Genomic DNA, 10,072 nt, shown 5'->3' with positions numbered 1-10,072 from the left:
TCGCTGGGGGCCGCGCACCCTCGATGTGGACGTGGTGACCGTCGACGGGGTCACCTCGGACGATCCGGAGCTGCTGCTGCCGCATCCCGGCACGCCCGAACGCGCCAGCGTGCTCGTCCCGTGGCTCGAAATCGAACCGGACGCCGTCCTGCCCGGCCACGGCCCCGTCCGCGAACTGCTCGCCGCGCTGCCCGCGGCCGATCGGGCCGGTGTGCACTCCCGACCCGATCTGCGGCTGACTCCGTGCCGGTGAGGGGTCCCCTCACCGGACCTCCTAGCCGCGCAGCGCGGCGATGATCCACTCTGTGCCCGCGTGCTGGCTGGGGAACGGGGGCCAGCCGTTCATGATCGCGAGCAGTTGCCAGTAGCGTTCGGCGCGTGCGTCGCTGCCAGAGGCGCACCGATCCGCCAGTTCCCGGCGGAAGGCCGGATCGTCCGGGTTCTGCCCGTCGCGGGCGAAGGCGCCCGCGATCTCACCGGCCAGTGCCCGCCCCTCGGATGAAGTGGGCGCCAGGCCCGCCTTCAGATGCTCCTCGGCCCGGGCGTTCCACCGGAACCAGTTCTCCCGGGATTCGTCCAGGGGGCGCATTTCGTCGCCCGCGGCGAGGGCGGCGGCGTGCTGCTCGCTCATCGCCCGGATCGCCTGCCGGAAACCGGGGTCCTGGATGAGTTCGGCGAACTCCGCCCAGGCCTCGACCTGCTCGGGGCTCGGATCGTCCGGTAGCGCCGGTTTCGCCGATCGCATACCCGCGAAGAACTCCGAGTCGACGGTGAGCCCGTCGACCATCTCCGCCCAGAACTCGTCCAGCAGCCGCACGCGTTCCTCGTCGGACATCGAAGCCAGTTTGTTCATCAGTTTCACTTCCTCCAGCTCGGATTCTCGTTTCACGACCGCGCGCAGCACCGCCCGTCGCAGGCGGAGACGGCGGATCTGCTCGTCGAGCGCGGCAAGATGCCGCGCCGCCAGTCGGGGCACGGTGACCTCTTCGGCCAGCACCTGTGCGATCTCGGCCAGGCCGAGGCCGAGCTCGCGGAGCGTCTTGATCAGCTCGAGCCGGGCCAGTGACCGGGTGTCGTAGAGGCGGTAGCCGGAGTACGTGCGGTCGGTGGGCGGGAGCAGTCCCTCATCGGAATAGAACCTGATCGTCTTGACCGGGACACCGGTGCGGCGAGCCAGCTCGCCGATGGTGAACGTCCTGCTCACACCGCCCATGCTGGAGTCTCCATTCACTGGAGAGTCAAGCCTCGCACGGTACCGTGGCGGTATGCATTTCACTCGGCCCCGCGAACTGCTGGTCGCCGGGCTGATCGGTCTCGTGCCGGCCTACGTCGCGTTCAAGTTCTTCTACGGGTCGCTGCCCACGCTGCCGAGGTTCGCCGGGGCGACGCTGCTCGTGCTCGCCGTGATCGAAGCCGTACTGGCGTTCGTCATCCGCGGTCGCATCCGGACCGGGCGGCTGCTCGGCGCGATCGCGGTGGCCCGGGCGGTGGCGCTGGCGAAAGCGTCTTCGCTTCTCGGCGCGCTGATGCTCGGGGGGTGGCTCGGCGTGCTCGCGGCCCTGGTCCCGCGGGCCGCTCTGGTGACCGCGGCCGCGGGCGACGTGCGCGCCGCGATCATCGGCGGGGCCAGTGCGGCGGCACTGATCGCGGGGGCGTTGTGGCTCGAACACTGCTGCCGGACACCGGACAACAGTGACCGGGACCCCGATCAGCACCGGACCGGTTAACGATCAGAAGCGACCGCTCGAAGTACCGAGTAGGTCTCAGACGGATAACTAGCGGGTACGGTGTTGGGCATGACTGGCGTAGGTGACGACTCTCGTGGCCGCCTTGCGGGCAGACCCTGGTTCCTCGTCGGCTTGGTTCTCGCCCTGGGGGCGACGGTCGCGCTCGTTCTCGCCGACGACATCCGGTACCTGAGGCTCGGCATCGTCGCCGCGTTGTGGGCCGCACTGGTCGGCGCCTTCCTCGCGGTGAAGTACCGCAAACACGTGTCCAGCACGGAGGAAGCGGTCGCGCAGGCGCAGGAGGTCTACGAGCTGGAGCTGGAGCGGGAGATCGCCGCCCGGCGGGAGTTCGAACTCGAGATCGAGGCCGAGTCGCGCAGCCGTGCCGAGAACCAGTCCCGAGCCGAGCTCGACGCCTTGCGCGCCGAGGTGATGGCGCTGCGGGACAACCTCCAGTCCCTGTTCGGCGGTGAAGTGCTGCTCGAGCGGGTGGCGCTGACCGCGCAGGCGACCCGCATGCGGTCGCTGGGAGAGGACAAGCGGCTCGTCGAATCCAGCAGCGGACGGGCGCAGATCACCGCGGTTCCCGCCAGGGAGGTCGCCGCCGCCGATCGTCCGACCGAACTGATCGAGCGCATCCGGGAGAAGCAGCCGGCCCGAGCCTCGCGCCCGGCCGCGCCGGAACCCCGGCGGCCCGAACGCTCCCTCGATCTGCCGCCTCGCCGCGTGGTGAAGAACGAATCCACCCGGGTGGTCCGGTCCAGTGCCGCCGCGAGCGTGGCGAAGGCCGCCGCGGAGGCGCGCGCCGAGCAGACCGGCCAGCGGAAACCGGTTTCACCGCCGCCCGGCAAGCCGCGCCGTCCGGAACCGGCCGACTCGCTCCGCCCCGCGTTCGGCCCGCCGGAGCGGCCTCTCCAGCCCGAACCGCCCAAGCCCGGCCCGGCGGAACAGCCGACCCAGTTGTCGAAGGCGCTCGAGCCAGAGTGGGCCGATGGCTGGCAGGGCAAGGGCCTTGAGCGGACGGCCGCCGGGCTCCCGGCCGTCACGAAAGACGAGGGAAGCCTCCTCCCGCAGGCGGCGGAACCGGCCCCGGTGGCGAAGGCGCCGCAACGCGCGCCGGAAGCCCCGAAGCCGTCCGGGGTTTCGCAGGCCCTGCCGCTGCCGGAGCCGCCCAAGGCGCCGCAGCCGGTCGCGGTCGACGAGGAGGCCGCGGTCAGCAATCCGACGCTGCCCGAGGAGGTTCGGCGCCGGGCACAGGAGGGCCGCCGTGGCGGCCGCCGTCGCCGTGCCGCCGAGGACGCCGAGGCACTCGTGACCGAGACGTCCGCCGCGCCCGCCGCACCGGCCGATCACTCGGCCAGTGGCCGACGGCACCGCGCGGACGGGGAACAGCCGTCGTGGCAGGCGCAGGGGGGCCACGTCGCGGGAAGCCACGCCAAGCCGGAAGCCGTCGAGGAGCCGGTGGCCGAGGAACCGGATGCCGGTTCGCACTCCGCGGGACGGTCGGTCAGCGACCTGCTGGCCGCCCACGGCGCGAAGACCGACGCGATCCCGCGCCGGCGCCGTCGCGCCGTCGACTGAGCGGGCAATACCAGGCCCGCCTGACGCGGGCGTCGGCGGTGCCGGTGGGACCGCCGGTGCGTCACCGTAGAGTTCCCCGCTGTGACGGCACCCCGCAGGATCACCGTGCTGCTGCCCGTGTTCGGCCTCATCGTGGTCGCCGTGTGCGGCCTGACCCTGCTGGCGCTGGCCACCGTCCGGGTCGGTCTGCTCGCGGTCGCGATCGGAACGGCTGCCGCGCTGATCCCGGTCATCGTTGTCGTCGCCGCCTTCCTGTGGGTGGACCGCTGGGAACCGGAACCGGCCAAACTGCTCCTGCTCGCGTTCGCCTGGGGCGCCTGCATCGCGACGGTCACCGCGCTGCTGATCAACAACACCGCCGAGACGGTCGGTGATCTCCTGCTGGGCAACGGCAAGGGCAGCAAGGTCAGCGCGCTGATCTCGGCGCCGCTGGTGGAGGAGGCGGCGAAGGGGCTGTTCGTGCTGGCGGTGCTGTGGCGCCGGTCCGAGGAGTTCGACGGGATCATCGACGGGATCGTCTACGCCGGGTTCACCGCCGCGGGTTTCGCGTTCACCGAGAACATCTACTACTTCGGCCGGGCCTTCGCCGAGTACGGGTTCGGCAACGGGACCAGCGCCGGGGTGATCGCCGCGTTCGTGCTGCGGGGCGTGCTCTCCCCGTTCACCCATCCGCTTTTCGCCGCACTGACCGGCATCGGTATCGGGATCGCCGCCGGGGCGGCGGGCCGCGCCATCCGGATTCTGGCGCCACTGGGCGGTTATCTGGCCGCGGTCTGCCTGCATGCGCTGTGGAACGGCGCTGCCACCCTCGGCGGCGCGAAGACCTTCCTGAACGTGTACTTCCTGATCATGGTGCCGATGTTCATCGCGGTGCTGCTGCTGGTGATGTTCCAGCGCCGCCGGGAGCAGCGGATCATCGAGTCCGCGCTGCCGAAGATGGTGCAGCGGCAGTGGATCGCGGCCTCGGAGGTCGAACTGCTGTCGAGCCTCACCGGCCGCCGAACGTGGCGGCGGCAGGCGCGCAAGGAGTCCGGGAGGCGCGCGGCCAGGGCCGTGGCGGCCTATCAGGCCAGCGTGACCCAGCTCGCATTCCTCACCAGGGACCGGGCCCGGGCCATTGCGGCCCGGGAGCGGGAACTGCTCGCCATGCTGCACACTTCTCGCGCCGAAGCGGTCCGGCTGGCCGGGGGAGGCGGCGGGGCCGAGTGACCCGGGCCGGGTGAAGCTGGTCACCTAGCCCGGCGCTTAACCGCAGGTCCGGGCTACTCTCGCGCCGTCGTCCGGTACCCGCGAGGAAGAGTGGGACTGGAACGAGTTGAGGAGCTTTGCCATGAGCGTCCATCGGGGCACGCCATGAACCGGCCGGCCAGGCTCGCCGTCGGTGTGGTGTCCGCGGGCCGGGTGGGCAGCGTGCTCGGTGCCGCGCTGGCCCGTGCCGGGCACACCGTCGTCGCCGCGTCCGGGATTTCCGCCGATTCCCACCGCAGGGCCGAATGCCTGCTGCCAGGGGTGCCGTTGCTGCCCCCGGACGAGACCGTCGCGGCGGCCGATCTGGTGTTGCTCGCGGTGCCCGACGACGTCCTCGCCGGACTGGTGTCGGGGCTCGCCGCGACCGGTGCCTGGCGGGCGGGACAGATCGTCATCCACACCTCCGGCGCGCACGGGGTTTCGGTGCTGCGCCCGGCCGCGGAGGCCGGTGCGCTTCCGCTGGCACTGCATCCCGTGATGACCTTCACCGGCCGGGAAGAGGACCTCCAGCGGATGGCGGCCTGTACCGTGGGAGTGACCGCCGAACCGGGCAACGAGGCGGCATGGAACGTCGGCGAGGCGTTGACCGTGGAGATGGGCGCCGAGCCGGTGCGGGTGCCGGAGCCGGCCCGTCCGCTCTACCACGCCGCGCTGGCCCACGGGGCCAACCACCTGGTCACCCTGGTCGCCGACTGCGTCGATCTGCTTGCCGGGGCCGGTATCGCCCACCCCGAGCGCATGCTCGGCCCGCTGCTGTCGGCCGCGCTGGACAACGTCCTCCGGCACGGCGACCGGGCCCTCACCGGGCCGGTGGCCCGCGGCGACACCGGCACCGTCCGCAAGCATCTGGACGTGCTGACGGACCAGACGCCGGACGCCACCGACTGCTACACCGTGCTCGCCAGGCGGACCGCGGAACGCGCCTCGGCGGCCGGCCTGCTGAGCCGGGACGACGCCGCCGAAATCACCACACTCCTCGAAGGACCGGAAGACTCGTGACCACCTCACCGAAATTCACGCGCGGCCAGCTCAACACCTTCCAGACCCCGGACGAGATCGGCCGGGTGACGGCGGCACTGCACGCCGTCGGCCGGAAGGTCGCGCTGGTGCCCACCATGGGGGCCCTGCACGCCGGGCACCGCGAGCTGCTGCGCCGCGCCAAGCGGCTGCCGGGCACGGTGGTGGGTGCCTCGATCTTCGTCAATCCCCTCCAGTTCGGGGCCGGGGAGGATTTCGAGGCCTATCCGCGTCCGCTGGAGCGGGATCTCGAGGCGCTCTCGGAAATCGGTGCCGAACTGGCGTTCGCGCCGAAGGCGGCCGACCTCTACCCGGAAGGGCACGCGGTGACGGTGCAGCCCGGGCCGCTCGGGGACGAGTTGGAGGGCGCGGCCCGGCCGGGGCATTTCGCCGGGGTGCTCACCGTGGTGGCGAAGCTGTTCAACATCGTGCGCCCGGACTACGCGTTCTTCGGGGAGAAGGACTACCAGCAGTTGGTGCTGATCCGGCGGATGGTGGCCGATCTGAACCTTCCGGTGAAGGTGATCGGCGTGCCGACGGTGCGTGAGCAGGACGGCCTCGCCCTGTCCTCGCGCAACGTCTACCTGTCGGAGAAGGAGCGGGCGGACGCGGTGGCGTTGTCCGCCGCGCTGACCGCGGGGGCGCATTTCGGCAGCAAGGGGGCCGAGGCGGTGCTGTCGGCGGCACGGGAGACGCTCGCGGCGAAGCCGGGGGTCGTCGTGGATTATCTGGAACTGCGGGGAACCGATCTTGGTCCGGCGCCCGTCGATGGGGAGGCACGGCTGTTGGTCGCGGCCCGGGTCGGCAGGACCCGGCTGATCGACAACGTGGGTGTCCTGCTCGGCGCGGCAGGCGAATGACGCGGCGTTGCCGCGCGCTTTCACCAGAGAGGGAGAGTCATGTACCGCACCATGCTGAAATCGAAGATCCACCGCGCCACCGTCACCCAGGCGAACCTGCACTATGTGGGCTCGGTCACGATCGACGAGGCGCTGATGGAGGCCGCCGACCTGCTGCCGGGTGAGCAGGTGTCCATTGTGGATGTCACGAACGGGGCGCGGCTGGAGACCTATGTGATCGCGGGCCCGCGCGACAGCGGGGTGATCGGCATCAACGGGGCCGCGGCGCACCTGGTGCATCCCGGCGATCTGGTCATCCTGATCTCCTATGCCCAGATGGACCAGGCCGAGGCGGTGAGCTTCCAGCCCCGGATCGTGTTCGTCAACGCGGACAACCACATCGCCCACGCCGGTACCGATGCGGCGCACGCGCCCGAGGGGTCGGGCCTGGTCAGCGGGGCCACCGCCGCCGCCCAGCCGTTCGAAACCTCCTTTCCGGGAGCTGAAACGGTCGACGCGGCCCGGCTCGACGCGCTGCTGCACGCGGAGAACTAGTTGCTGCTCGCCATCGACGTCGGCAACACGAACATCGTGCTCGGGCTCTACCAGGGGACCGAGCTGGTCGGCGACTGGCGGATGCGCACCGATGCGCAGATGACCGCCGACGAGCTGGCACTGACCATGCGCGGACTGCTCGGCGTCCACGCGGACGAGATCACCGGGATCAGCGCGCTGTCCACGGTGCCCGCCGTGCTCCGGGAGCTGCGCGTGATGTTGTCGCGCTACTACGCGCGGGTGCCGAAGGTCGTGGTGGAGCCCGGCCTGCGCACCGGAGTGCCGCTGCTGGTGGACAACCCGCGCGAGGTCGGGGCGGACCGCCTGGTGAACACCCTGGCCGCACACCACCTGCACAGCAGCGCCTGCGTGGTGGTCGATTTCGGCACTTCCACCAACGTGGACGCGATTTCGGCGCGCGGCGAGTTCCTCGGCGGGGCGTTCGCGCCCGGAATCGACATTTCGGTCGACGCGCTGGCCTCGCGGGCGGCCGCGCTGCGCAAGGTGGAGCTGGTCCGGCCGCGGTCGGTGATCGGAAAGAACACCGTGGAATGCCTGCAGTCCGGGATTCTCTACGGTTTCGCCGGGCAGGTCGACGGCCTGGTCCGGCGCTTCGTGAAGGAACTGTCGAAACTTCCGGACAGCGGAGAGGTCGCCGTGCTCGCCACGGGCGGGCTCGCGCCACTGGTGCTCGGGGAGTCGGAGACCATCACCGAGCACATCCCCGATCTGACGCTGCTGGGCCTGCGCCTGGCGTTCGAACGTCAACTGCGGTGAGGTGCCAAAACGACGTTCAAGAAGTGGGCCCCATCACGTCGCCAATCACATTTAGCGTGCTCATCGCCATTTCGTCCGTGCGCTCGAACCACGGCGGCCCGGCGAAGGCCACGAAAGGTAATCCGGTTGGCCTAGCGAAGCGGTGGGTTCGTACTCTATGGGCATGACCGATCCCGCCGCTGCCGAGCGTCCCGTGCCCGATGACGACCTGCCGGAACAGATGCGGGTTCGCCGGGCCAAGCGCGACCGGCTCGTCGCGGAGGGCACCGAGCCGTATCCCGTCGAGGTTCCGCGGACCCACACCCTCGCCGAGATCCGGGCCAAGTATTCGGATCTTCCCGCCGACAGCCAGACCGGCGCGATCGTCGGCGTCACCGGCCGTGTGCTGTTCCTGCGCAACACGGGCAAACTCTGTTTCGCCACGCTCCGGGAGGGCGACGGCACCGAACTGCAGGCGATGGTGAGCCTGGCAGGCGTCGGCGCGGAGTCGCTCGCGGCCTGGAAATCGGATGTCGACCTCGGTGACCACGTTTTCGTCCACGGCGAGGTCATCACCTCGAAGCGGGGCGAGCTTTCGGTGATGGCCGACGGCTGGCAGATCACGTCGAAGTCGCTGCGTCCGCTGCCGGTCGCGCACAAGGAGCTCGCCGAGGAAACGCGGATCCGGCAGCGCTATGTCGACCTGATCCTGCGGTCGAAGGCCCGCGACGTGGTCCGCACGCGCGCCGCCGTGATGCGGTCCCTGCGCAATTCGTTCGAACGGCGCGGGTTCCTCGAGGTGGAAACCCCGATGCTGCAGACCCTGCACGGGGGTGCGGCCGCCCGGCCGTTCGTCACCCACTCCAATGCCTTCGATATGGACCTGTATCTCCGTATCGCGCCCGAGTTGTACCTCAAGCGCTGCGTGGTCGGCGGTATCGAGAAGGTCTTCGAGATCAACCGGAACTTCCGGAACGAGGGCAGCGACTCTTCGCATTCGCCCGAATTCGCCATGTTGGAGTTCTACGAGGCCTATGCCACCTACGACACCAACGCGGTGATGACGCGCCAGCTGGTCCAGGAGGCGGCCGAGTCGGCCTTCGGGAGCCTGGAGGTCACGCTCGCGGACGGCACGCCTTATGACCTTTCGGGTGAATGGACCTCGCTGACCATGTACGGCTCCCTCTCGGAGGCGCTCGGCGAAGAGGTCACCCCGGAGACCACGGTGGCTCAGCTCAGGGTTTTCGCCGAGGCCCACGGGCTGGAGGTGGACCCGAAACTCGGGCACGGCAAGCTCGTCGAGGAACTGTGGGAACACCTGGTGGGCGACCACCTGGACGCGCCCACCTTCGTGCGCGATTTCCCGCTGGAGACCTCACCGCTGACCCGCCAGCACCGCAGCAGGGCCGGGATCGCGGAGAAGTGGGACCTCTACGTCCGCGGTTTCGAGCTGGCCACCGGTTACTCGGAGCTGGTCGATCCGGTCATCGAGCGGGAAAGGCTCTCCGCGCAGTCCCGTTTGGCGGCGGCCGGAGATAGCGAAGCCATGCAGCTGGATGAGGATTTCCTGAGGGCCTTGGAGTACGGAATGCCGCCCTCGGGCGGCGTGGGAATGGGTATCGACCGGCTGCTGATGGCGCTGACCGGCCTCGGTATCCGGGAGACGATCCTGTTCCCGCTCGTGCGGCCGGAATAGCCGCCCGGGCGAACGCGATCGGCTATCCAAAGGTGATTTGCACTGTGGCCCGATTCCGGGTATTAATGTCTTAGTCAATGGCTTCGGACCGGGGCGTTCGGCCTCTGGACATTCTGGTGAGCTCAAAGCAGGAGGAAACTGATGGCACAGAAGGTGCTGGTCTCCCTGGTGGACGACCTCGACGGTTCGGAGGCGGACGAGACCGTCGAGTTCGGATTGGACGGGATCAACTACTCGATCGACCTCTCCGCGGAAAATGCGGAAGAGCTGCGTGACGCGCTGGCCCAGTACGTCGAGCACGCCCGCCGTTCGGGTGGCCGCAAGCGCGTGGGCCGCCCGTCGGCGAAGCCCGCCGCCAGCTCGGCGTCGGTCGACCGCGAGCAGAACCAGGCTATTCGTGCCTGGGCGCGCAAGAACGGTTTCCAGGTTTCCGACCGTGGGCGTATCCCGTCGGAGGTCGTCGAGGCCTACCACAAGAAGAACTGAAGCGCGTCGGTAAACGCTTGGTCGGCAGGGCCGTCGGGATTGCTTCCCGGCGGCCCTGCTCGCGTCGCCATTCTTGAACAAGGTTCTAGTCGTCGATACCGAGTCGGCGTCCGTACACCGATCGTGGCCGGAAAACCACGAAGCGACGCCGTGGATCGGGATAAGTG

Annotated in this window: 11 protein-coding genes; 10 read left to right on the top strand and 1 reads right to left on the bottom strand. The window is 69.8% G+C overall.

The features are described from left to right. The coding region (locus FNH05_RS22980; RefSeq protein WP_186382688.1) for a 2-amino-4-hydroxy-6-hydroxymethyldihydropteridine diphosphokinase at positions 1-253 on the top strand (253 nt) is incomplete at its 5' end. Between the two features lie 21 nt (positions 254-274). Here the strand turns inward: FNH05_RS22980 and FNH05_RS22975 are convergent. Continuing rightward, the gene (locus tag FNH05_RS22975) at positions 275-1,213 is read right to left on the bottom strand and encodes a helix-turn-helix domain-containing protein (RefSeq protein WP_144590791.1); all 939 of its coding nucleotides are present in this window, start codon (positions 1,211-1,213) and stop codon (positions 275-277) included. 52 nt (positions 1,214-1,265) lie between these two features. On the opposite strand from FNH05_RS22975, the gene FNH05_RS22970 reads away from it, so the two are divergent. The 9 genes from FNH05_RS22970 to FNH05_RS22930 all read left to right on the top strand — a co-directional run bounded on the left by FNH05_RS22970 (position 1,266) and on the right by FNH05_RS22930 (position 9,905). Continuing rightward, on the top strand, positions 1,266-1,727 hold the full coding sequence (locus FNH05_RS22970; protein ID WP_144590790.1) for a DUF3180 domain-containing protein: 462 nt from the start codon (positions 1,266-1,268) through the stop codon (positions 1,725-1,727). A gap of 69 nt (positions 1,728-1,796) precedes the next feature. Further along, a complete protein-coding gene (locus FNH05_RS22965; protein WP_144590789.1) occupies positions 1,797-3,308 on the top strand; it encodes a DUF6779 domain-containing protein in 1,512 nt (503 codons plus the stop codon). A gap of 105 nt (positions 3,309-3,413) precedes the next feature. Next, positions 3,414-4,517: a PrsW family intramembrane metalloprotease gene (locus FNH05_RS22960; protein ID WP_144590792.1), complete on the top strand. Its 1,104-nt coding sequence runs from the start codon at positions 3,414-3,416 to the stop codon at positions 4,515-4,517. A gap of 96 nt (positions 4,518-4,613) precedes the next feature. Beyond that, positions 4,614-5,555: a Rossmann-like and DUF2520 domain-containing protein gene (locus tag FNH05_RS22955; RefSeq protein WP_425458479.1), complete on the top strand. Its 942-nt coding sequence runs from the start codon at positions 4,614-4,616 to the stop codon at positions 5,553-5,555. After that, positions 5,552-6,433: a pantoate--beta-alanine ligase gene (gene panC / locus FNH05_RS22950; RefSeq protein WP_144590787.1), complete on the top strand. Its 882-nt coding sequence runs from the start codon at positions 5,552-5,554 to the stop codon at positions 6,431-6,433. Before FNH05_RS22955 ends, panC begins: the two co-directional genes overlap by 4 nt. Positions 6,434-6,472: 39 nt before the next feature. Beyond that, complete coding sequence (panD, locus tag FNH05_RS22945) at positions 6,473-6,967, top strand: aspartate 1-decarboxylase (RefSeq protein ID WP_144590786.1); 495 nt, start codon at positions 6,473-6,475, stop codon at positions 6,965-6,967. Then, positions 6,968-7,744 (top strand): type III pantothenate kinase, encoded by a 777-nt coding sequence (locus FNH05_RS22940; protein ID WP_144590785.1) that lies wholly within the window; start codon positions 6,968-6,970, stop codon positions 7,742-7,744. It begins immediately after the preceding gene. Between the two features lie 163 nt (positions 7,745-7,907). Then, on the top strand, positions 7,908-9,419 hold the full coding sequence (gene lysS / locus FNH05_RS22935) for a lysine--tRNA ligase (protein WP_144590784.1): 1,512 nt from the start codon (positions 7,908-7,910) through the stop codon (positions 9,417-9,419). Between the two features lie 141 nt (positions 9,420-9,560). Beyond that, complete coding sequence (locus FNH05_RS22930; protein ID WP_144590783.1) at positions 9,561-9,905, top strand: histone-like nucleoid-structuring protein Lsr2; 345 nt, start codon at positions 9,561-9,563, stop codon at positions 9,903-9,905. The last annotated feature ends 167 nt before the right edge of the window (positions 9,906-10,072 follow it).

The organism is Amycolatopsis rhizosphaerae (assembly GCF_007713715.1).
Lineage (GTDB): Bacteria > Actinomycetota > Actinomycetes > Mycobacteriales > Pseudonocardiaceae > Amycolatopsis_E > Amycolatopsis_E rhizosphaerae.
This window is presented reverse-complemented; position numbering and strand designations above follow the sequence as displayed.